Here is a 22,549-nt window from a genome sequence, read left to right on the forward strand (position 1 = left end):
GTCGGGATATCGCGGAAATTAGAGGGGCGTATGGGATATGGCGGTATCGGACATATCGGCCAGGTTCATGAATTGGTTGGTGTGTCGGATATGGTCTTTACAGTGGAGAGGAAAATCATGGATAAAAAAGAGGTGCTAGGAAAGTTCCAACGGCTGGGCAAGGTTCTTATGACACCGGTGCTGATTTTGCCAATCGCCGGTATTCTTGTGGGCCTAGGGAGTGCTTTCACCAATGCAGCTCTCATCAAAGCTGTCCCCTGGCTAGGGTCAATTGTGCCTAGCATGTTCTTCTCGCTCTGCAAGGTCGCTGGCAATGTCGTTATGAACAACATCCCCGCGCTTTTTGCCATATGCGTCGCATATGGCTTTGCAAAGTCTGAGAAGGCCACAGCTGCTCTCTGTGGCTTCATTGGTTACATGACCATGAACACGGTAATGGGCACGTTCCTCACAGTGTTGGGGACGATTGATCCCAAAAACCTTGCGACCGGTCAGTCGTCCATCCTCGGGATAGTTACTCTGGACACAGGTGTTATCGGCGGTTTGCTTGTGGGCGCGCTTGTGGCTTGGATTCATAATCGCTGGTATAAGATTGAGCTACCACCCGTACTCTCCATCTTTAACGGTACACGGTTCATACCAGCGGCAACAATCGTGTTTTGTAGTCTGTGTGGGATTGTGATGTCATTCATTTTCCCGCCCATTCAGTCTGTTCTGAGCGCGCTGAGCGACTTCATTTTGGGCTCCGGTGCGTTGGGTAGCTTTGTCTACGGTGCTGCCGAGCGTCTTCTGCTGCCGTTCGGCCTGCATCACTTCGTCTACCTTCCGTTCATGTTTACCTCTCTTGGTGGAACAGCCACCATTGATGGGAATCTCGTGACGGGTGCGGCGAATATCTACAGCGCCATCGTTAGTTCCCCAAGTGCAGATTTCGACATCGATATTTCTCGCTTTGTAATGAATGGGAAAGTTATTTTTGCCATGTTCGGCCTTACAGGTGCTGCTCTCGCGTTTTACCATACTGCGCTCCCGCAGAACAAGAAGAAAGTTGCGGCTCTCATGATCGCAGCGGTTATCCCGTGCTTCTTCACGGGGATTACCGAACCGCTTGAGTACTCGTTTCTGTTCGTTGCTCCAATCCTCTTTGTAGTCCACGCACTGATGGCGGGTCTTGCCTATGCGCTCGCCTTTTTACTTAATTTCAATGTTGCAGGTTCAACTGCGTTTGGTGGACCATTTCTCTCCCTTATCTTCAATGGGATTATGGGTGCCTCCAAGGGTTCGAACTGGCAGGTGATTCTTATCCTTGGTCCGATTTACTTTGCGGCTTACTATTTTCTTTTTAAATTCCTTATCATTCATAGAAACCTGAGGACTCCCGGACGTGAAGTTGAGGAACAGGAGCCTGATTCGGCCGAGGTCTCGCCGACGGGTGATATAGCCGAGATGATCCCTCGGATTATCGAGGCAGTTGGTGGCCCTGACAACATAGACAGCGCCGATGCTTGTTTCACTCGTCTGCGTCTCGTGTTAGAAGACCCCTCTCTAATTCAGGAAGACGAAGTGTTTACCAAGAAGCTCGGTGCCAATGGTGTGATTAGGGTCAGCGGGGGGATACAAATCGTCTACGGCAATAAAGCCTCTCTGTATGCTACCCAGATGCGAGAAACACTGGGAATGGAGTAAGGAATGGGACTTCTCAACTTTCTGAGAGACGCAACAAGCGATTTCGTTGTCAGTCCGGTCAAAGGCGAGATTCGCCCGCTTTCGAATTGCTCTGATTCCGTCTTTGCCCAAGGGATGATGGGTGAAGGGGCAGTGTTTCTCCCCAGCGAGGGAAAGATTTTCTCGCCCGTGACAGGAAGCATCGAAGTGGTTTTCAAGACACTGCATGCCATTGGTATCAAATCAGATGCAGACAGAGAGATTATGGTTCACGTGGGAATCGATACGGTTGAGCTCGATGGAGCTCCCTTTGTAGCCCATGTTGACGTGGGCGATAAGGTCACAGCCGGTGACCTTATCCTTGAGGTCGACCTGTCCGCACTTGAGATGTCAGGGAAGAGCTCGGAGACCGTCGTAACGGTGTCTGATTTAGGGGATAAGCACCTCGAGATTATCTCTGCAGGAATGGTGGACGTGGGCGATAAGGTCATGCGTATCCGGTAGGGAACCATCTGGGTCTTGGGAAGTGGCAGGGGAGCTCCGGGGCAAATGCGGGGCTCCCCTGTGTGATGGCTGCCCCGCTACCGGACGCGCATCGCGCGCATGGCGTTCAGGATGGCGACGATCGCCACGCCCACGTCGCCGAAGACGGCGAGCCACATGTTCGCGACGCCCACGGCGGCGAGCACCAGGATGACGAGCTTCACGCCGAGCGCGAAGACGATGTTCTGCCAGACGATGCGCATGGTCTTGCGGGCCACGCCGATGGCGCGGGCGATCTGGGAGGGCTTGTCGTCCATGAGGACCACGTCGGCGGCCTCGATCGCGGCGTCGGAGCCCATCGCCCCCATGGCGATCCCCACGTCGGCGCGGGTGAGCACGGGCGCGTCGTTGATGCCGTCGCCCACGAAGGCGAGCTTGCCGCGCGTGCCCTCTCGCTCGAGTAGCTCCTCGACGGCGGCGACCTTGTCGGCCGGCAGGAGCTGGGCGTGGAACTCGTCGAGGCCCAGGCGCTCGGACACGGCTCCCGCGACCTCCTCGCGGTCCCCGCTTAGCATGACGCAGCGCTTGACGCCCGCGGCGTGCAGGTCGCGGATGGCCTGGCCCGCGTCGTCCTTGACCACGTCGGCGATCACGATGTGGCCGACGTAGCGCCCGTCGACCGAGACGTGCAGGATCGTCCCGGTGAGGTCGCAGTCGTGCCAGCCCGCCCCGTGCTCGGCCATGAGGGAGTCGTTGCCCACGAGGACGACGTGCTCGTCCACGTGCGCCTGGACGCCGTGACCGGACTCCTCTCGCACGTCGGCCACGCGGGCCTGGTCGATCCTGCCCGAGTAGGCCTCCTTGACGGACAGAGCAATCGGGTGATCCGAGAAAGCCTCGGCGTAGGCGGCGAAGGAGAGCACGTAGTCGGGGTCGATGTCCTCCTCGGGGTGGATGGCCACGACGTTGAAGGAGCCGTTGGTGAGCGTACCGGTCTTGTCGAAGACCACGGTGTCCACGGCGGCGAGCGTCTCGAGGTAGTTGGAGCCCTTGACGAGCACGCCAATCCTGGACGCCCCGCCGATGCCCCCAAAGAAGCTGAGCGGCACCGAGATCACGAGGGCGCACGGACAGCTCACCACCAGAAAGGTCAGGCCGCGCAGGATCCAGTCGGACCAGGGGCCCATGCCGGCCAGCGGCGGGACCACGGCGAGAAGGCCCGCCGCTGCGACGACCGCGGGCGTGTACCAGCGCGCGAAGCGCGTGATGAAGTTCTCGGTGCGGGCCTTCTTCTCGCTCGCGTTCTCCACGAGCTCGAGGATGCGGCTCACGGTGGACTCGCCGAACGGCTTGGTCGTGCGGACGCGGATGAGCCCGTCCATGTTGACGCAGCCCGAGATGACCTCGGCCCCCGCCTCGACGTGGCGCGGGATCGACTCGCCGGTGAGGGCGGCGGTGTCGAGCTGGGTGGCACCCTCGACCACGACGCCGTCGATGGGCACGCGCTCGCCGGGCTTGATGACGATCACGGTGCCCACGCCCACCTCGCCGGGGTCCACCTGGACGAGCTCGCCGTCGCGCTCGATGTTTGCGTACTCGGGCGCGATGTCCATCATCTGCGCGATGGACTTGCGGCTCTGCCCCACGGCGTAGCTCTGGAACAGCTCGCCGACCTGGTAGAAGAGCATGACGGCCGCACCCTCGGCCATGTGGGGCTCCGCCTCGGGAAAGGCCACCATCGCGAACGCCCCTATGGTCGCGACGGACATGAGGAAGCTCTCGTCGAAGACCTGCCCGTGGACGATGTTCTTGCCGGCCTTGAGGAGCACGTCGTGTCCGGCGATGAGGTAGGGGACGAGGTAGAGCGCGAAGCTCGCGTAGACGCTGCCGGTGGCCCCAAAGGCGGACCTGAGCAGGCCGCCCTCGTCAGCGACCAGGATGACGAAGAAGAGCGCGAGCGCGACCAGGATGCGCCGCAGCCACCGCTTCTGCTTCTTGCTCATGGAACTTCCTCCAAACATGCTCATATGAACATCTCTGCATATGATAGGGGTGAGAGGGGCCGCCCGTGCTGCGGGCGGCCGAGGACGTGTCGAGCCCGTGACCCGTGGCCCGTGACCCGAGACGAGCGAGTCTAGCGGGCGATCTCGCAGTCGGGCTCGAGGTCGGCGGCGAGCTTCACGACGCGACCGAGGACGGCGTCGAAGCCGTCGTCTTCTGCCTCGAGGGTGAGCTTCTGCGCCAGGAAGTTGACGGAGACGGACTGGACGCCGTCGACCTTGGCGAGGGCGTCCTGGAGCTTCTGGGCACAGGTGGGGCAGTCGATCTCGTCGAGCTTGTAGACCTTGCGCATGGCGCCTTCCCTTCCTCAGGGGCACGCGGACGCGCCCCATTTATAAGCGTTACTCGCAGACGTGGGTGAGCCCCTGGCTGAGCATGGTGTAGACGTGGTCGTCGGCGAGCGAGTAGACCACGTTGCGCCCGTCGCGCACGAACTTCACCAGATGAGCCTGCTTGAGCGTGCGCAGCTGGTGCGAGACGGCGCTCTGGGTGGTCCCCGTCTCCTCGGCAATACAGGCCACGCAGAGCTCGCGGCCCATGAGGGCGAAGAGGATCTTGATGCGGGTCGTGTCGCTGAACACCCTGAAGAGGTCTGCGAGGTCGTAGAGGCGCTCCTCGTCGGGCATCTCGCCGGGGGTCTCTCCGACCTCGAAGCAGGTGGACATGCGACCTCCCTTGTTGATGCGTATCCGAACATCTGAACATGTACTCATATGTTTCTTGAGTACGATTATATGAGCACATGTTCAGATGTCAAGGGAAACTTCATGCTGGCGGGGCGTGGGTGGCTGGCGGGGCCGGTCCCTCCACGCGCACGTGGGAATTCTCTTGACAGGCGACAAAAACGTGGCATGATGCTCGTCACCAGGGGCGAGAGCGCTTGTGGTCAGCTTTACGTAAGGAACGCCGTTACATGAGACGCCTGTTCAGCAACACGCAGGTTATTGCCGCGATTATCAGCTAGCGGGTTGGCATATCGAGCCAGCCCGCTTTCTGCGGGCGGCTCTTGGGACCGGGGCCGTTGGGTCAATTCCATCGCCCCGGTCCTTTTTTATGCGGGTACCACGCGCGCGGCCGGCCGGTCGCGTGACCCACGCTCAACGAAGGGAACGCCATGACAGACGCACGCGAAGAAAGCACCTCCCCAACGCACGACACCGTCACGCTCGACGAACGCCAGCGGCAGCTGGTCTACGCGCTCTACGAGGCCTATCGGCGCGACCTCCACGGCCTTAAGAACGAGCCGCTTGACGAGTCGGATTGGGAGGGCGTCGTCTGCGACGACGCCACCGCCTACGCCGTGCAGGACGCGGTCATGGCCCGCAAGTGCGAGGCTCTGGGCGGCTACAAGGTGTCGCTCACCTCACCGGAGACACAGCGCATGCTCGACTAGGACTGCCCGCTCTACGGCGCGCAGGTGGCGCCGCGCTTCGTGCCCACGCCCTGCACGCTCGATTAGCGTCACCTCAACGAGCCGCTGGTGGAGGTGGAGTTCTGCTTCACGGCCCAGCGCGACCTCACGGCCGGCATGTCCCGCGAGGAGCTTCTTGCCAGCTGCACCGTCGCCGGCGACATGGAGGTCCCCGACGCGCGCTACGCGAACTCGATCTCTCCCGTGCGCGCGTCCATCGAGCTCACCCGTGCGAGCGACTCCACCCGATAGCCCTGCTCGCGCAGGCTCGCGCCACCCGGCTGGAAGCCCTTCTCGACGGCAATGCCGATGCCCTCCACGATCACGCCGGCACCCTCGCAGATCTGGAGCAACCCGTCCATGGCGCATCCCATGGCCAGAAAGTCGTCGATGACAAGGACGTGCTCGCCGGGGACCAGGAAGCGCTTGGCGACGATGACCTCGTAGATGCGCTTCTTGGTGTAGCTTTTGATTTGTGTGCGATACTGGTCGCCGTCGAGGTTCTTGGACTCGGTCTTGCGCGCGAAGACCACGGGGACGTCCCCGAAGTGGCGTGCGGCGACGCAGGCGATGCCGATACCCGAGGACTCGATGGTGAGGATCTTGTCCACGCGCTGCCCGGCGAACAGGCGGGCCCACTCTGCCCCCATGCGGTCGTACAGGCCCACGTCGCATTGGTGGTTAAGGAAGTTGTCCACCTTGAGGACGTTTCCCTCGCGCACAATCCCGTCCTGACGAATGCGATCCTCGAGCTCCCTCATGCAGCCTCCCCCTCGCGTTGCGTGTGCCCCGTACAGTATGACGTGAGCGCGCCGGAATTTCTCCCCCTCGCCAATTCTCTTCTTGTTTTGTGGGCTCTGGCGAGAGCCGCCTGCGGGCGCGATCGCGCCGTCTGCGAGTCTGCCCGGAGTCTGACGCACGCGGTCGCATCGGTCGCGTTTCTTGCCAGGCGGGGCGCATGCGGCGCTTCTGTCGAGAAAAACGCCGCATGCGCCCCGCTCTTCTGACTGCTCGGTCGCGTGCGGGGCGCTTGTGACACCCGGAGCCAACAAAGTGCCGCGACTGCCCCGCAGGGCGTCGGCGTGAGCACCGCTGCACAGCCTCCGTGCGCACCTTATTGCGCGACACTGTTTCCACGAAGAGGAGGCGCGCGATGAGTAGAGCAATGAGCGAGGAGCTGGATGGGGTGCTCGACGAGGCTCAGGAGCAGGGGCGCTGCGTGGCCGCCGACACGCGACGCCAGACTGACGCCCTGAGTCGTCGCGCGGGAGAGGAGGGCCCTCTCACGCGTGTGGCCAGAGGACTCTATGCGAGGGGTACCTACTGGGAAGATCTCGATCAGTCAGAGAGAACGCTTCATGTCATGCGTTCCCTCCAGCGGAAAAATCCCGACTGGGTCTTCTGCGGAACGTCGGCCGCGCTCGCGTTCGGTGCCGACGTGAGCTATGAGCTCCAGGCGCCTCTCGAGGTGGCGAGCAGTCGGGTCACGCGCTTGCGCGACACGGAACTTGTCACGTATCGCGATGTCGAATGGGGTGTCTATTCGGGCGAGGGGCCGGTCGTGCGGTCCGGCGTGCGGGTGACGCCGCTCGCGCGCACGACCCTGGACTGCCTGCGGCGCCTGAGCTTCAGCGAGGGCATGGTCGTGGCGGACTACGCGCTTCGAGGACGTTCGGGAGGGCGCGAGTCGCTCGAGCGCTACTTTGGCGACGCGGGTAGGGGACGCCGCGGCGTTGCCCAGGCCCTTGAGACGCTCTCGCACGCGGACGGGCGCTCCGAGAGTGGTGGCGAGTCGATCGCACGCTCCCTCATGATCGAGAAGAACATCATGGTGCCCGAGCTGCAGGTTGAGATTGCCAATCCGCTGGACGCCTGCAGCCCGTTCCGCGTCGACTTCGTCTGGGCCCTCTCCAACGGGCGTATAGTCCTCGGCGAGTTCGATGGCATCAAGAAGTATCGCGATAAGAAGATGACGCGAGGAAGAGGAGCACTCTGGACGCTCAGCCGCGAGCGTCGTCGCGAGGCTCTCATCAGCCTTTATCAGCTTCCCCTGCTGAGATTTGGCATGGACGAGGTACGTCGTCCCGAGGAGCTCGTCGCCCTCCTCGAACTTTATGGGATACCCTGCGCAGACTCGCCGCTGGCACAGGGGCGAGAGCATGCGATGCCGGACTGGAAGGCGCTCCTCCGCGCGCGTGGGGCGGCGGGCGTTGCATAGGGATTGCCTTCTCATGAGCGGGGCGGATGCGGCTTCTGAGTTCTCAGAACGCCGCATCCGCCCCGCTTGATAGTGACGAGAAAAGCGCCGCGGGGCACATGAGGCGCCTGTCGGCTTCGAAACGCGGTAAGTGCCCCGCGCAAGAGTGACGAGAAGAATCGTGCGGGGCAAATGCGGCACTTATCAATTGCAAAACGTGGCAAGTGCCCCGCTCGGCTAAAACTCGATTGGCTGCCGGGGCATTTGCGGCTTTCCTAGCGAGAAAAACAACGCATGTGCCCCGTGAGGCCCTTGCCAGCCATAAAATACGTCGAGTGCCCCGCGCGGCCAGGCTCATATCACCGCGCGACGCACTCGACGCACTTCTGGCGAGAAAACCGCCGAATACGCCCCGTGGAGCGCCCCGCCGTTGTGCCCGCCTACTTGCCTGCGTTCCTGCGGCCAAAGAAGGGCAGGCGGGGCAGACGCCCGCGGAAGGGGCTCACGAACTCCTTGGCGTTTCCGTGCGAGGGAGCCTCGGACTCGGGGGGCACCGTGGTGACCACGCCAGTGGGGACGTCGGCGATGGGCATGTCCGTGAGGTCGGGTACCACGACAGGAGGTTCCTCGGCGGTGCTCGCCTTGGCTTGGGAGGCCTCGGCTTCGGCGCGTTCGCGGTAGCGCACCATCATGTCTCTCTGGAGCTCGCCGATGCTCGGCGGGGACCAGATGAGGGCGTTGGCCCCGGCCGCCACCGTCGCGGCGGCGGCCTCGTCGCTGCGACCTCCCGTGGCGATGATCGCAAGGTCGGGGAAGGTGGCCCTGAGCTCGCGGATGACCTCGGCCGTGTGCCTGCCCGCCGCCACGTTGATGATGCGCGCGCCGGCGTAGACCTTCTCGGAGGCCTCGTCGTTGAAGGCGGTGATGGTGGCGATTACGGGGATGTCCACGGTGGAGACGACCTGCGATACCATCTCTGGCGAGGCGGGGGAGTTGAGCACGACGCCGGCGGCGCCCTGCATCTCCGAGACGGCGGCGAGCTCGGCGGCGCGCCGGCCCGTGGTGGTCCCGCCGCCCACGCCCACGAAGAGCGGGGCCTCGGAGACCGTGAGCAGCGCCTGCGTGATGGAGGGCTGGGCCGTGAAGGGATAGACGGCAAAGATCGCATCCGCGTTGGAGTTTCTGATCACCGCAACGTCGGTCGAGTAGAGGAGCGAGCGAATGCGCCGCCCGAACAGCGTGAAGCCTGTGCACCCCGCGTAGTTGTCGGGGATGCGCAGGGGCGCCTTGCGCAGGCGCCCCTCGATGGGGAAGGGCCCGTCCGCGGCAGGGACGGACGAGACGACCTGCGGGTTCGGGAAGATAGAGGAGGGGTCGCTCGTGCCTGCGACCTCGGGGGGAACGCCCTGGCGGGATGTGATGTCCAAGGGACCTCCTCATGATAAGAGGTGAGCGCTGACTTTTCCCCTTGCTTATCCCCCAATGGGGCCGCATCTATGCGGTTTCATGTTCATGAGGCGCGAGAAGAAAGTATTTCCACCTCATTATCAGAACGAGAATGTGCGCGTCGCGTGTGGGTGAGCGGAGCATCATGGATTGCGTCACATAACGGCGCATATGCGCCCCAAGAGGAAGTCTCACAACATCATGCACGCACGTCAGCTATCCATTATTAGCAGCATCATTATCTGACGCGGGTTGGCAGAGCCGACCCGGGTAATGCGGGCGGCTAATGTGGCGGAGGCCGTCCGGGATTATCCCGACGGCCTCCGCCTTTTTGTTGCGGGCTCCACAAGGAGGAGAGAATGAACGGAATCGTGCTGATGCTCGTCGCGGCTGCGGTGCTGCTCGCGGGCTACCTGGTCTACGGCCGGTGGCTCGCCCGCATGTGGGGGATAGACGCCGACGTGCTCACCCCCGCGCGTCGCATGGAGGACGGCAAGGACTTCTCGCCGGCCTCGTGCTTCACGGTCTTCTCGCATCAGTTCTCGTCTATCTGCGGGGCGGGCCCCGTCACGGGCACCATCGTGGCCATGATGTTCGGCTGGCTGCCCGTGGTCCTGTGGGTCCTCGTGGGAGGCATCTTCTTCGGGGCCGTGCACGACTTCGGTGCCCTGTATGCCAGCATGAGGAACAACGGAAAGTCGCTCGCCCAGCTCGTCGAGAAGTACATCGGACGCACCGGTCGACGCCTGTTCCTGCTGTTCAGCTGGCTCTTCTGCATCATCGTGATTGCGGCCTTCACCTCGATGGTCTGCGGGACCTTCGCACAGTCCGCCGCCGCGAGCGCGTCGGCCAACTACGCGGCCGGCGCGGCGGGCACCATCTCGATCCTCTTCACCTTCGTGGCCATCCTCTTCGGGTGGGCGTGCCGTCACTTCCAGCTCTCGGGCGCGCCCCAGTTCGTCCTTGCCGTGGCCCTGATCGTGGCCATGTTCGCGCTCGGCATGGCGTTTCCGCTCGCGCTCGGCATGAACGCCTGGATCGCCATCGTGACCGTCTACGTGGTCTTTGCCGCCGGCATGCCCATCCAGACGCTCAAGCAGCCGCGCGACTACCTCACCACGATCATGATGGTCGCCATGATCGTTTGCGCCATGGCCGGCATCTTCGTCATGGGCGCCAACGGGCAGGCCACCATCACGGTGCCCATGGTCGTCTCGTCCGAGGCCTTCGACGCCCTGGCCTCCAAGGGCAACTACCTCTTCCCGGTCCTGTTCGTCTCCGTGGCCTGCGGCGCCCTTTCCGGATTCCACAGTCTCGTGTCCTCCGGCACCTCCTCCAAGCAGGTCGCCAGCGAGAAGGACGCGCTACCCGTGGGCTTTGGCGCCATGGTGCTCGAGTCGTTCGTGGGCATCCTCGCCATCGTCGTAGCCGGTATCATGTTCTCTGACATGAACACCGCCGGCACCGGCGCCCTCAACAATGGCGTGGCCTCGACCCCGTTCCAGATCTTCGCCTCGGGCGTCGCGCGCGGCATGACCTCGTTCGGCGTCCCGTCCGCAGTCGCGACCGTCTTCATGACCATGAACGTCTCCGCGCTTGCGCTCACCTCGCTCGACGCCGTGGCGCGCATCGCTCGCACGTCCTTCTCCGAGTTCTTCGCCTCCACCAACGATGCCCTGGCCACCTCTTCTGCCAAGGGGGAGCGAACCGGTGCCATGAGGGCGCTCGGCAACCCGTGGTTTGCCACCGTGGTCACGCTGATCCCGGGCGTGGCCCTGGCCTTTGGCGGCTACCTCGCGATCTGGCCACTGTTTGGCGCGTCAAACCAGCTGCTCGGCGGCATGTGCATGATCACGCTCGCCGTGTTCTGCAAGTGCACCGGTCGTAGGGGCTTCATGCTCTACGCGCCGGTGGCGCTTCTGCTGTGCTCGACGTTCACCTCGCTCGTGATGAGCATCGTGAACTGCGCCAGGGCGCTCGCGGCGGGCGGGGCGGGCGTCGTCGCCACCTCCGGGCTGCAGCTCGTCTTTGCGATCCTGCTTGTGGCGCTCGGCCTCATCGTGGCCTACAGCTGCCTGAAGGAGCTCTTCACCAAGAGGGTCGGCTCGATGCCCGACGAGGAGCCCGAGTGGAGCGAGCTCGGCCGCAAGAACTGCGCCGCGGCTGGCGAGCGCGGTGCGGCGGCCTCTGACCTCACGGGCACTCAGCTGGCAAGGTAGCGCGCCGGCAAGCGCGTAACCGGGACCCACCGGCGATGCTCTTGCCGGTGGGTCCTCTTTTTGGGCGGTGGCACGCTTCCGCAGCGTATTCATCGACGTAGCATCTGCGGAGAAAAACGACCGCCTCAGGCGTGTTTTTCTCCGCAGATGCTAACTCGACGGGTCGCCTCGCGTCGTCGCGGCCCTCGGACCCGTCTCTCCTACTGCAACCCTGCGACGTGCGGGATCGTGGCGAAGCCAGCCTCGATCTCATCGTCGGTGGGAACGTGGTCCTCGAGCTCGCCGCGGTTGAACGCGTCGTAAGCCACCATGCCGAAGTAGCCGGTTCCCGTGAGGCCGAATAGGATCGTCTCGGCCTCGCCCGCCTCGCGGCACCTCTCGCCCCCGCGCATGGCGACAAAGATCGCGTGGGCGCTCTCGGGCGCGGGCAGGATGGTCTCCAGCTTGGCGAAGCGCTTGGCCGCCTCGGCCAGAGCGGTGCCCCACTGTCCCGCACCCGTCTCGGTGGTGATGTTGGTGAGGCCCTGGGCGTGCGCGTGGTAGGCCTGCGCCAGGGCCGAGTGGAGCTTGTATGAGCCCGAGGTGTTGTTGCCCTCGAACTGGTAGTAGATCTTCGCCGGCGTGCCGAGGGCGCGCTCGAGGTTGTAGGCGCGACACAGGGGGCTCGGGCGGTAGACGCGATACATCTCCTGTACGGGCGCGGGCGAAGACGGGGGAGATGTCGTCGACTGTGGCCGCCTGCCCGTTGGGCAGGCGCATGGGCTCGGACTTGTCGGCCATGTCAGCGCGCAGGTTGTACCAGGCCGTGGGAATCTGGTCCTCAAAGAGGTAGAGGCGGTAGGCGCATACAAAAAAGGACCCCCGGAACGTGTCCGAGGGCCCGGTAGGTGTATGCGCGGGTGGCCGTCGTCAGTCCGGAAGTCGAGAGGTCCTTGTCCACCACCATGCGCCGCGAGGCGCCTCGGCGCCGCAGAAAGAGATGAGGGTGAGATAGACCATCTTTTTGCCCTTCGCGAGGGTGACGATGGAACTCACCCTCGCGCGGCTTTGTTGCGAGTGCGTTCGGCTCGCCAGATGCACAAAATGATGCCGCCTGCGGATAAGATGCGACCGTTCGTAGAACAAACAGCAGGTCAGACGCGCATGTCTTCCAGTGATGCCGTGGCCAGCGTGCGCGCGCTCTGCCGCAGGAGGGCGCGTGCGGCGCGCTCGTCGGGATAGGCACGGGCGAGAAGCTCGTGGAAGCGGGCGTTGTGGCTGGGCTCGGCCAGGTGCGTGAGTTCGTGAGCAACCACGTAGTCGAGGCAGGTCGGCGGGTAGGCGGCTAGGCGCACGTTGAGGCGGATGCGCCCGTTCGTGGGCGTGCACGAGCCCCAGCGGCTCGTCATGGCGCGCAGCTGCCAGCCGCTCGCACAGAGGCCCGTGGCCTCCTCCATGCGCCGCACGACCGCAGGCAGAGCGCCTGAGAGCTCACGGCGCCAGAGCTCGTCGGGGGTCGTCGCGTCCGGCAGGTCCGCAAGCGCGCCCCACAGGGCTACCAGGGCGTCGTTGGGCTCCGGGGCCAGGCGTGCCTCGACGCGCTCGCGCAGCCAGGCGGCGTGGGCGTCCAAGAAGAGCTGCGCCTCGGCCGGGCTCACACGCGTGGGAACGCTCAGGTGCGCCGTGCCGTCCGGTCGCACGCGCAGGTTGAGCCGGCGGACGCGCGTGCGCTCCACCTCCACGGGGACGCCCCCGGCGCACAGCTCGAAGGCGGCTCCGCTCCTCGCATGCGAACCCATCAGAGGTGGTCCACGATCTTTTGCCAGGTGCTCTGGGAGAGCTCGAAGCGGCGTGCGTGCTTCTCCACGTTCTTGGCGTACTTGTCCAGCTCCGTGGTGATGGAGAAGAAGCGGCGATCCTGGAAGTACTCTGCCAGGGCGGGCAGCGTCTGGTCGAGCGCCTCGTGCATCGAGCGCATCTTCTTCTCGTAGTCCTGCGGCGCGGTCAGGTAGGTGAGCAGGGGCTTGTAGCGGACCCACCCCACGCACGCGTTCAGGAAGCGCGTGTTTATCGACGGTGAGCCCGCCTGGATCTCGGAGAGGTGTATGGGCAGGACGCCGTCAAGCAGGTGCTGGTAGATCGCAAAGCCGTCGTGAAACGTGTACGTCGGTATCCGGCGCACCGTTCGGTCCTCGAGCAGGGTGGACAGGAAGGTGTCCTCCCCGCGGGCGCCCGGCGGGTTGAAGAAGGGGAGCGTCCGGTGTGGGTCGCGCAGGTTGATGCAGAGGTTTGCGCCCGAGATGAACCTGCAGCCGCCTACAAGGGGCACGTTTTGGGACTCTCGCGAGATCAGCAGCTCCGGTGTGGCGTACGTCACACCGTCCGACTCCATGAGGGACCGGATGCTGTCCCAGCTGACGATGTCGTTGCTGATCGCCTCGACGAAGCGCCGAAAGTCCCCCTCGCCCAGGGTGCCGTCGAAGCTGATCTGCGGGATCGGGGAGACGTAGCCGCAGTGCAGGCCGTTGGTGTAGTCCGCCTCGCCGATCTCTCTGAGGTGGGTGGTCAGCACGCGCTGCCCGCACCAGATGCAGGTCTCGTGCGTCTTCGCCACGGCCATGGGGTACTCGTCGTCGTCGAGGAAGAGGAAGTAGTCCATCCGGCTCTCCAGGGCGGCGAAGAGCGCGGCGTTTCGCTTCCCCGCGTATCCAGCTCCAAAGACGCTCCTCAGCTCGGCGCGGGTGAGGTCCCCGCTGCCCCTCAGCCGCTCGAGGGGCCCGTAGGAGTTCTTTGCGCCGACGAAGGTGATGCTGTCGAAGGCGTCCACGAGGTCCTGGGGCAGGTTCGTGTAGTCGGTAGACTTGGTGTGTCGATACTCGACGTCGTAGGCCACGAAGAGGTGGAGTCTGACCTCCGTGCCTGCCGGCAGGTCGCACTTAGTGGTCCTCCACGTGTGTATGTAGGCCGAGAGGACCTTCCTGAAGTTCCTCCGGCCCGTCGCGAACCCTATTCCTAGGTGTATCTCGCCCATTGCGTCCGTCCTTTCTGCCGCTCGTCGTGCTCGCGGCCTTGGGCCTCGCGCGCTGTGGAAGATTATAGGGGTTCCGTGTGTGCAAATTATAGGTATCAGATTCGACAACTTATAATCGGCCCCTTTTCTTGCGGGAGGGGGGTCGCTCGAAGGGCTCTTTTAGGAGGAGGATTCCTCCAGGTGGTAGACCCGCTGTTTCATTGGTGGCATTTTCGAGGCCCAGGGGACTCGCGCGGCCTCGTCTTGTAGACTGGCGGAGAACCCAACCGAAAGGAGTGCGCATGAGCGAGAGCAATGCGCAGGTAAAGCACGGTCCCGTTACGGCAGTCACCAGCGCGACCGAGACGAGCGAGGTCGAGCGGGCGCGCTCTCTCCTTGCCGCCGAGCTCTGCGGCCTGGGAGACACGATGACGTCTGCCATGGCGGCCGATCCCGGATTCGTGCCGTGCGGCCACGCGTTCGGTGAGCTCATCGAGGGGCTTTACGGCGCCACGGCCTCGCAGGACGCCGACGAGCTCGCTGCGCTCGCCGAGCGCGCGCGCCTGCGCAGCGAGCACGTGGCCGACCACCGCGGCGTGCGTCAGGGCACGGCGGTGTTCCCCGCGCCCGGCGTGGCCCAGGTGGCGCTGCTCTTTGCGGCGGTACGCGGCGTGGGCGTGGATGCCTGGCGCGCGCTCAACGTGGGCGTCACGGACGATGTCGTCGACGTGTTCCTGGCCAATGCGCTTTCTGCGCTCGGTCTCGGCGAGGCCTCCCAGGAGCTTCTCGTTCAGGCCGGTCGCGCGGCGTACGTTGCCGACCAGCTCGCCCGCTAGTCGTAGGGGGGCGCTCCTGGAGCGCCCCCCTGACTTCTGCGTTTCCCTTGCTCAGGCGCCCCTGGCCTCGTGCCCCTCGTCGGACGCCTGGTCTCGCAGCGACTTCTGGCACGTCGGGCAGATTCCCTCGAAGAGAATCTCGTGCGAGGTCACCTCGTAGCCCGTGGCCCGTGCGGCGTCCTCGTCGAGCTCGTCGAGGTAGGGCAAAGGTGCGTCCGCGACGGCGCCGCACACGCGGCAGACCACGTGCGTGTGGTCGTCACGGCGCCGGTCGAAGCGCTCGCCTCCGGGCACCCGCACCGAGGTGATCTGTCCGTCCTCGGCGAGCAGGTGAAGGTTGCGATAGACGGTCGCACGGCTGATGCGCTGGTCGCGCGCCCGCACCTCAAGGTAGATGTCATCGGCGGTGGGGTGATCGCAGCGGCCCTGCACCGCCTCGAGCACGAGCTGTCGCTGGTGCGTGTTGCGTCTCTGCTGCATGGTTCCTCCCTCCCTTTCGAGAAACGCCCCCTCAGACGTTCCCTTCTCCTTATTTTGCCAAAAAACCCGAGAAAGTGCTTGACTAACGCGATTCCTTATCAATAATAGGATTCAGTACTAATAATTGCAACCGCGGAGAGCCCGACACGCCGCGGCCACAACGAGAAAAAGGAGCAAGAGATGTCCCTCATCGGCAAGGAGATCGGCGACTTCAAGGTCCAGGCCTACCAGGACGGCAAGTTCAAGGAGGTCAGCAAGGACGACGTGCTGGGCAAGTGGGCCCTGTTCTTCTTCTATCCTGCTGACTTCAGCTTTGTGTGCCCCACGGAGCTCGAGGAGCTCGCCGAGGAGCACGAGGCCTTCCAGAAGGAGGGCTGCGAGATCTACTCGGTCTCCACGGACACCCACTTCGTCCACAAGGCCTGGCACGACGACTCCGAGCGCGTGGGCAAGGTCACCTATCCCATGCTCGCCGATCCGGCGCACGTCCTGACCAAGGACTTCGAGGTCCTCATCGACGCCGACGGCACCGCTGAGCGCGGCGCCTTCCTCGTGGACCCCGAGGGTAAGATTCAGGTCTACGAGGTGACCGCCGGCGGCATCGGCCGCAACGCCAAGGAGCTCCTGCGCCTCCTGCAGGCTGCCAAGTTCGTGGCCGAGCACGGCGACCAGGTGTGCCCCGCCAAGTGGCAGCCGGGCGCCGAGACCCTCAAGCCCTCCCTGGACCTCGTGGGCCAGCTGTAGGGTTTTTCGCACTTGCACCTCGCACGCGCTGCCTCGGGGCCGCGGCCGCACGTCGGTCACGGCCCCTTTTTTGAGGCCCTCGTTGCCTCGCAAAGGAGAAATTATGTCAGACAAGATCGACGAGAAGAACCTCTACGACGCCGTCATCGTCGGTGGCGGCCCGTCCGGCCTCACGGCGGCGCTCTACCTGGCCCGCGCCCGCTATCGGGTGCTCGTGGTCGAGAAGGACCAGTTCGGCGGCCAGATCACCATCACCGACGAGGTGGTCAACTACCCCGGTGTCTTCTCCACGAGCGGCAGGGAGCTCACCGAGACGATGCGCCGTCAGGCCGAGGCCTTTGGCGCCGAGTTCCTCTTCGCCGAGGTCACGGGCCTCGACCTCTCCGACGACATTAAACGCGTCCGGACGACCAAGGGCGAGCTCTTCTGCTTCGCGGTGCTTCTCGCCACCGGGGCGTCACCTCGCGAGGTGGGCTTCAGGGGCGAGGAGGAGTTCAAGGGCCACGGCGTCGCCTACTGCGCCACCTGCGACGGCGAGTTCTTCACGGGCAAGCAGGTCTTCGTCGTGGGCGGCGGCTTCGCGGCCGCCGAGGAGGGCGTCTTTCTCACCAAGTACGCGAGCCACGTGACCATCCTCGTGCGTGGTGACGACTTCACCTGCGCCCCCGCCGCCGCCGAGGCGGCCCGGCGCAGCGACAAGATCGACGTGGTGTGCAATGCCGAGGTCGTGGAGGTCTCGGGCGACACCGCGCTGAGGCGGATCGTCTACCGCGATCGCAGCACCGGCGAGACCACCACCTACGAGGCCGTCGCGGGCGACACCTTCGGCGTGTTCGTCTTCGTGGGCTACGCCCCGGCCACCCAGCTCGTGTCCGGCGTCGCCGACGTCGACGAGCACGGCTACGTCCTGACCGACTCCCACCAGGCCACCTCCGCTGACGGGCTGTTCGCCGCCGGCGACGTCTGCGTGAAGCCGCTGCGCCAGGTGGCCACCGCCGTGGGCCAGGCCGCCACGACCGCGACCGAGATGGAGCGCTACCTCAAGGCGGCCCAGGAGCGCGCGGGGCTCACGCCCTCCCAGCCCACCTCGCGCCCCGTCGCCGGGGCGCCCACGCCGGCACCGGCCGCAGAGGGCGTCGAGCGCGCCGCCGACGCGACGGGGCTCTTCGACGAGTCCATGCTCGCCCAGCTGGACGCAGTCTTCTCGCGCATGGCGTCTCCGCTCGTGCTGCGCCTGCACCTCGACGAGCGGCCCGTCTCCGCGGAGCTCTCCGAGTACATGGGCGAGCTGGCCTCCCTCACCGACCTCCTCTCCGTCGAGAAGGCCGACACGTCTGCCGACGATGCCTCCGAGCTGCCCTTCGTTGAGGTGTGTCGCGCGGATGGCATGCCCTCCGGCCTGGAGTTCCACGGCGTCCCCGGCGGCCACGAGTTCACGAGCTTCGTCCTGGGGCTCTACAACGTGTCCGGCCCCGGCCAGCCGATTGACGACGCCGACCGCGCGGCCATCGCGGCCGTGGACAGTGACGTCGACGTCAGGGTGCTCGTGGGGCTCTCCTGCACGATGTGCCCGGAGGTCGTGGTGGCGGCCCAGCGCATCGCGGCCGATAGCCCCCACGTCACGGCCCGCGTCTATGACATCAACCACTTCGGCGACCTCAAGGACCGCTACGACGTCATGAGCGTCCCGTGCCTGGTGGTGCGCCAGCCCGACGGCACCGAGCAGGTGAGCTTTGGCAAGAAGGGCCTCTCGCAGGTCCTCGAGATGGTCGGATAGGGGGCGGGGACCTCGCCGAGGGTCCCGCGTCTCCGCGTGTCGCGGGCCCCCTCTTCCCCTCTCTCGGATTGGGGCGCTTTTTTTGATGCTCGGTCCCTTCTCGCTAACGTCCAACAGGGCCCATGCGAAGCGAGAAGGGACCGAGCTCTGGCTTGAACTCATTTTCCATCAAAAAGTAGATCAAATCGTGAACGAACGGTGGCCCTTCGACTACGAACAGCGGTCAGGACCCTCGAGCACACCACGCCTGGCTCCGTATTTGAACGGACGCTGGAATAGTTTTGCCCCACGTCGTGCCAGGGCTCGCATTCGGATACCGTAGACAGGTAGTCTCGCCGGTCTGGAGGACCCATGCTCGAGCTCAACGACATCTGCAAGCGCTATAAGACGGCCTCGTTCACGCAGGTGGCCCTCGACCACGTCTCGGTGGGGTTTAGGGACAACGAGTTCGTCGCCGTCCTGGGGCCCTCGGGCTCGGGCAAGACGACCATGCTCAACATCGTGGGCGGCCTCGACCACTTCGACGAGGGCGACCTGCTCATCGACGGCATCTCCACGAAGAAGTACCACGACCGCGACTGGGACGCCTACCGCAACAACCGAATCGGCTTCGTCTTCCAGAGCTACAACCTGATTCCGCACCAGACGATTCTCTCCAACGTGGAGCTCGCCCTCACCCTCTCGGGCGTGGGCCGCTCCGAGCGGCGCGAGCGCGCCCTGGCCGCGCTCGAGCGCGTGGGCCTCGCCGATCACGTGAGCAAGAGGCCCGGCCAGCTCTCCGGAGGTCAGATGCAGCGCGTGGCCATCGCGCGCGCCCTCATCAACGACCCCGAGATCCTGCTCGCCGACGAGCCCACGGGCGCCCTCGACTCGACCACGTCCGTGCAGGTCATGGACCTGCTCAAGGAGGTCGCCCGGGACCGCCTGGTCATCATGGTCACGCACAACCCCGAGCTCGCCCACCGCTACGCGACGCGCATCGTGGAGCTCGCCGACGGCCACGTCACGGCGGACTCCGACCCGTTCGACGTAGAGGCCGCGCCGCGTCGTGACGCCAAGGTCGCTCGCCGGACCTCGATGAGCTTCCTCACGGCGATCGGCCTGTCGTTCAACAACCTCATGACCAAGAAGGGCCGCACGATCATGACGGCCTTCGCGGGCTCGATCGGCATCATCGGCATCGCCGCCATCCTCGCCCTGTCGAACGGTGTGAACAACTACATCGCCAAGGTGGAGGAGGACACGCTCTCGAGCTACCCCCTGTCCATCACCAAGCAGAGCTACGACCTCACGAGCATGCTGACCGGCGACGCCTCGGCGATGACGGGCGCCTCCTCGGAGCCCACGGATTCCTCCGACGCGGCGACCTCCGACGCAACCGTCGACTCCTCCGGGACCATCCCCGAGTTCAACATGCTCACGGACATGTTCGCGTCCGTGCGCTCCAACGACCTCGCGAGCCTCAAGGCCTATCTCGACTCGGGGACCTCGGGCATCGAGGAAAACGTCAACGCGATCCAGTACGACTACGGCATCACGCCGCTCGTCTACGCCTCCGACACGACCGACAAGGTCACCCAGCTCAGCCCCGACTCGCTCTCCCAGGCCATGACGATGGGCGCCTCGAGTACGGTGACGGCCGGCATGAGCGCGGGGTCGGTCTTCAACGAGATGATCGACGACCAGGCTCTTCTTGACGAGCAGTACGACGTCGTGGCCGGGCGCTGGGCCACGGAGCCCGACGAGTGCGTGCTCGTGCTCTCCTCGAGCGGCGAGATCAGCGACTACACGCTCTACGGCCTCGGCGTGCTCGACCCTGCGGACCTCCAGGAGATGGTCTCCTCGGCGATGAGCGCCACGGCGGGAGACGTGGACGTGGAAAGTCCCGACGTCGACTTCACCTACGATGACGCGCTCGACTTGAGCTTCAAGGTGCTGAGCCCGTCGGACACCTACCGCAAAAACGACGATACCGGTGGCTGGACCGACATGTCCGATGACGACGAGTTCATGCGCAGTGTCGTGGACTCTGGTCTTGACCTGCACATCGTTGGCGTGGTGCGCCCCAACGGGGGCGGTGACGCCAAGGCCCTCACGACCGGCGTGGCCTACACCTCCGGGCTCACCAAGGAGCTCATGGAGCGTTCCGCCGACTCCGCGATCGTCCAGCAGCAGCTCGCGGACCCGGACACGGACGTCTTCACGGCGAAGAGCTTCTCGACCCTGCAGGACGAGGCCAAGCAGGGCATCGACCTCTCGAGCCTCTTCTCGATCGACGAGAACGCCCTGCGCTCGGCCTTCTCGTTCGACACCAGCGGGCTGGCCAGCGGCATCGACCCCTCCTCGATCGACCTGTCCGGCGTGAGCGTGGACCTCTCGGGCGTGACCTCCTCGATCGACGTCGAGTCGCTCGTGGCCGGAGTCCCGTCGCCGGACTTCTCGGCCATCGTGGACGACGCCATCTCCGACCCGCCCCTCACCACCGACCAGCTCGAGCAGACCACCCAGCTCGGCGGCCAGCTCATCCAGAACTTCGTGGGCTGGTGGGGCACGAACGCCACCGACGCGCTCGACCCGTCCGACCCCGAGTTTGTTCAAAAGATTGCGGACTACTTCGAGCAGTACCTCGCGACCGAAGACGCGCAGGGCCTCCTGGCCCAGATCGACGTCGTGGCCGGGCCACCCGTGCGCGAGCGCGTGGAGCAGATTGCGCGCTCCTATGTGTCCGACAGCCTCCCCCCCTACTTGCAGAGCTTTCTGCAGAGCATGTCGTCCCAGGTGAGCGCCACCGTATCCGCGCAGCTGCAGGTGTCGCTCACCCAGGTGATGACGCAGTACGCCGACCAGATGGCCACGAGCCTGTCCGGCCTGCAGAGCGCCTTCTCGGTGGACGCCTCCAAGCTCGCGGGCGCGATCAGCTTCAACATGGACGCCGAGGACCTCTCATCCCTCATGCAGAGCTACGCCAACGCGAGCCAGCTCACCTACGACAACAACCTCACGACGCTCGGCTACGCCACGGAGTCCGACCCGGCTGCCATCATGATCTACCCCAAGGACTTTGCCGCCAAGGAGCGCGTGCTCGACATCATCGACGGCTACAACGACCGGCAGCGCGCCGCCGGCAACGATGACTCGGTCGTGGGCTACACGGACTACGTGGGCGTCATCATGGGCTCCGTCACCGACATCGTGAACATGATCTCGCTCGTCCTGATTGCCTTCGTGAGCATCTCGCTCGTGGTGAGCTCCATCATGATTGGCATCATCACCTACATCAGCGTGCTCGAGCGCAAGAAGGAGATCGGCGTCCTGCGCGCGATCGGCGCGTCCAAGCTCAACATCGCCAACGTATTCAACGCGGAGACCTTCATCGAGGGGCTCATCTCGGGCGTGTTCGCGATCGCCGTCGTGCTCGTTGCGTCGGTGCCGATAAACGCCTGGGCGCTGTCCGCCCACGGTGTTCCCAACATCATGAGCCTGCCGTGGGAGTCTGCCGTGGGGCTCATAGTGATCTCGATCGTGCTCACGCTCGTCGCGGGCCTGATCCCGAGCTCGGCGGCTAGCCGTCGCGATCCCGTCGAGGCGCTCAGAAGCGAGTAGCATGGTGCGTCGGAAGACGTCGGCAGAAAAGGGGCTCGCGGCATGCTTCAGAGGGACTACATCCTGGAGATTGTGGGGGACTTCGTCGAGGGTATCACGGACGCGTTTCGACGTGCCTTGGGCGAGGAGGCCGGACGCGCGGCGGGCGTCGAGGCCGTCGAACAGCAGATCGGCGACCTCCTAGAGCTTGACCACGAGACGGCGCTCTCTCTTGCGCCCGACTCGCTCGTGACGATGATGGTGCTCTCCGGCATGGGCGACTCGGTGGCCGCCTACGTCTGCTACGCGCTGGACCGCCTGGGCACGGCCTACGAGCGCCAGGGCGACGCTGACCTGGCCGGCCTGCGTCGCGCGCAGGCGACGGCCGTCGCCGAGTCGTTCGCCTGCGACCCCGCCGACGTTCCGAGCGAGCTTGCCTCGCTTGATGCGGAGCTCTTCTCGTAGAATTCGGGCTTCCGCTGTCACTACGGCGGATTCAGCGAGCCTGTCATCCTGCACGGAAGCATCCCCTGAAGGCCGCGTTTCGTGCAGCATGGCAGGCTCACGGGTTCGCGCATAACGTGACTCGCCAGATGAGTGCTTATCGGCGCAGTTTGGCCCTTCGAGGATTGGGGAGATTTTTTTGATGCCCCGGCCAT

Annotated in this window: 20 protein-coding genes; 11 read left to right on the forward strand and 9 right to left on the reverse strand. The window is 64.7% G+C overall.

From position 1 onward, the window contains the following. Positions 1 to 30: 30 nt before the first annotated feature. Entirely contained in the window at positions 31 to 1,686 is a 1,656-nt protein-coding gene (locus INP52_RS03965; protein WP_228478412.1) for a PTS transporter subunit EIIC, read from the forward strand. Positions 1,687 to 1,689: 3 nt separating this feature from the next. Next, a complete protein-coding gene (locus INP52_RS03970) occupies positions 1,690 to 2,169 on the forward strand; it encodes a PTS sugar transporter subunit IIA (protein WP_194372598.1) in 480 nt (159 codons plus the stop codon). A gap of 77 nt (positions 2,170 to 2,246) precedes the next feature. On the opposite strand, the gene INP52_RS03975 is transcribed toward INP52_RS03970, so the two are convergent. The 3 genes from INP52_RS03975 to INP52_RS03985 form a co-directional block, all read right to left on the reverse strand. Then, on the reverse strand, positions 2,247 to 4,151 hold the full coding sequence (locus INP52_RS03975; protein WP_194372600.1) for a heavy metal translocating P-type ATPase: 1,905 nt from the start codon (positions 4,149 to 4,151) through the stop codon (positions 2,247 to 2,249). 131 nt (positions 4,152 to 4,282) lie between these two features. Then, a complete protein-coding gene (locus INP52_RS03980; RefSeq protein WP_194372602.1) occupies positions 4,283 to 4,501 on the reverse strand; it encodes a heavy-metal-associated domain-containing protein in 219 nt (72 codons plus the stop codon). A gap of 49 nt (positions 4,502 to 4,550) precedes the next feature. Continuing rightward, the gene (locus INP52_RS03985; RefSeq protein ID WP_228478413.1) at positions 4,551 to 4,874 is read right to left on the reverse strand and encodes an ArsR/SmtB family transcription factor; all 324 of its coding nucleotides are present in this window, start codon (positions 4,872 to 4,874) and stop codon (positions 4,551 to 4,553) included. Between the two features lie 449 nt (positions 4,875 to 5,323). Between INP52_RS03985 and INP52_RS03990 the strand changes: the two genes are divergently transcribed. Then, positions 5,324 to 5,602 (forward strand): hypothetical protein, encoded by a 279-nt coding sequence (locus INP52_RS03990; RefSeq protein ID WP_194372606.1) that lies wholly within the window; start codon positions 5,324 to 5,326, stop codon positions 5,600 to 5,602. A gap of 87 nt (positions 5,603 to 5,689) precedes the next feature. Then, positions 5,690 to 5,872, forward strand: coding sequence for a hypothetical protein (locus INP52_RS03995; protein ID WP_194372608.1), 183 nt, complete (start codon positions 5,690 to 5,692; stop codon positions 5,870 to 5,872). On the opposite strand, the gene INP52_RS04000 is transcribed toward INP52_RS03995, so the two are convergent. Then, positions 5,803 to 6,381: a xanthine phosphoribosyltransferase gene (locus INP52_RS04000; protein ID WP_194372610.1), complete on the reverse strand. Its 579-nt coding sequence runs from the start codon at positions 6,379 to 6,381 to the stop codon at positions 5,803 to 5,805. The two genes, INP52_RS03995 and INP52_RS04000, sit on opposite strands and share 70 nt — an antisense overlap. A 392-nt stretch (positions 6,382 to 6,773) precedes the next feature. Here INP52_RS04000 and INP52_RS04005 point away from each other — a divergent pair, with 392 nt between their 5' ends. Continuing rightward, on the forward strand, positions 6,774 to 7,838 hold the full coding sequence (locus INP52_RS04005) for a hypothetical protein (protein WP_194372612.1): 1,065 nt from the start codon (positions 6,774 to 6,776) through the stop codon (positions 7,836 to 7,838). 419 nt (positions 7,839 to 8,257) lie between these two features. On the opposite strand, the gene INP52_RS04010 is transcribed toward INP52_RS04005, so the two are convergent. Continuing rightward, positions 8,258 to 9,244: a hypothetical protein gene (locus INP52_RS04010; RefSeq protein ID WP_194372613.1), complete on the reverse strand. Its 987-nt coding sequence runs from the start codon at positions 9,242 to 9,244 to the stop codon at positions 8,258 to 8,260. Between the two features lie 378 nt (positions 9,245 to 9,622). Between INP52_RS04010 and INP52_RS04015 the strand changes: the two genes are divergently transcribed. After that, positions 9,623 to 11,482, forward strand: coding sequence for a carbon starvation CstA family protein (locus INP52_RS04015; RefSeq protein WP_194372615.1), 1,860 nt, complete (start codon positions 9,623 to 9,625; stop codon positions 11,480 to 11,482). A gap of 200 nt (positions 11,483 to 11,682) precedes the next feature. Here the strand turns inward: INP52_RS04015 and INP52_RS04020 are convergent, their stop codons facing one another. The 3 genes from INP52_RS04020 to INP52_RS04030 all read right to left on the reverse strand — a co-directional run bounded on the left by INP52_RS04020 (position 11,683) and on the right by INP52_RS04030 (position 14,492). Next, complete coding sequence (locus tag INP52_RS04020) at positions 11,683 to 12,168, reverse strand: pyridoxal-phosphate dependent enzyme (RefSeq protein ID WP_228478414.1); 486 nt, start codon at positions 12,166 to 12,168, stop codon at positions 11,683 to 11,685. 447 nt (positions 12,169 to 12,615) lie between these two features. Then, entirely contained in the window at positions 12,616 to 13,260 is a 645-nt protein-coding gene (locus tag INP52_RS04025; protein ID WP_194372617.1) for a M48 family metallopeptidase, read from the reverse strand. Continuing rightward, on the reverse strand, positions 13,260 to 14,492 hold the full coding sequence (locus INP52_RS04030; RefSeq protein WP_194372619.1) for a hypothetical protein: 1,233 nt from the start codon (positions 14,490 to 14,492) through the stop codon (positions 13,260 to 13,262). Before INP52_RS04030 ends, INP52_RS04025 begins: the two co-directional genes overlap by 1 nt. Before the next feature lie 281 nt (positions 14,493 to 14,773). Between INP52_RS04030 and INP52_RS04035 the strand changes: the two genes are divergently transcribed. Continuing rightward, complete coding sequence (locus tag INP52_RS04035; protein WP_194372621.1) at positions 14,774 to 15,307, forward strand: hypothetical protein; 534 nt, start codon at positions 14,774 to 14,776, stop codon at positions 15,305 to 15,307. A gap of 51 nt (positions 15,308 to 15,358) precedes the next feature. On the opposite strand, the gene INP52_RS04040 is transcribed toward INP52_RS04035, so the two are convergent. Beyond that, positions 15,359 to 15,787: a Fur family transcriptional regulator gene (locus INP52_RS04040; RefSeq protein ID WP_194372623.1), complete on the reverse strand. Its 429-nt coding sequence runs from the start codon at positions 15,785 to 15,787 to the stop codon at positions 15,359 to 15,361. Positions 15,788 to 15,967: 180 nt separating this feature from the next. Between INP52_RS04040 and ahpC the strand changes: the two genes are divergently transcribed. The 4 genes from ahpC to INP52_RS04060 all read left to right on the forward strand — a co-directional run bounded on the left by ahpC (position 15,968) and on the right by INP52_RS04060 (position 22,355). Continuing rightward, positions 15,968 to 16,531: an alkyl hydroperoxide reductase subunit C gene (ahpC, locus tag INP52_RS04045; protein WP_194372625.1), complete on the forward strand. Its 564-nt coding sequence runs from the start codon at positions 15,968 to 15,970 to the stop codon at positions 16,529 to 16,531. A 103-nt stretch (positions 16,532 to 16,634) separates the two neighbouring features. Then, on the forward strand, positions 16,635 to 18,308 hold the full coding sequence (locus INP52_RS04050; protein WP_194372627.1) for an FAD-dependent oxidoreductase: 1,674 nt from the start codon (positions 16,635 to 16,637) through the stop codon (positions 18,306 to 18,308). 351 nt (positions 18,309 to 18,659) lie between these two features. Continuing rightward, entirely contained in the window at positions 18,660 to 21,911 is a 3,252-nt protein-coding gene (locus INP52_RS04055; RefSeq protein ID WP_194372629.1) for an ABC transporter ATP-binding protein/permease, read from the forward strand. A gap of 42 nt (positions 21,912 to 21,953) precedes the next feature. Further along, entirely contained in the window at positions 21,954 to 22,355 is a 402-nt protein-coding gene (locus INP52_RS04060) for a hypothetical protein (protein ID WP_194372631.1), read from the forward strand. Positions 22,356 to 22,549 lie beyond the last annotated feature (194 nt).

The organism is Thermophilibacter immobilis (assembly GCF_015277515.1).
Classification (GTDB): Bacteria; Actinomycetota; Coriobacteriia; order Coriobacteriales; family Atopobiaceae; genus Thermophilibacter; species Thermophilibacter immobilis.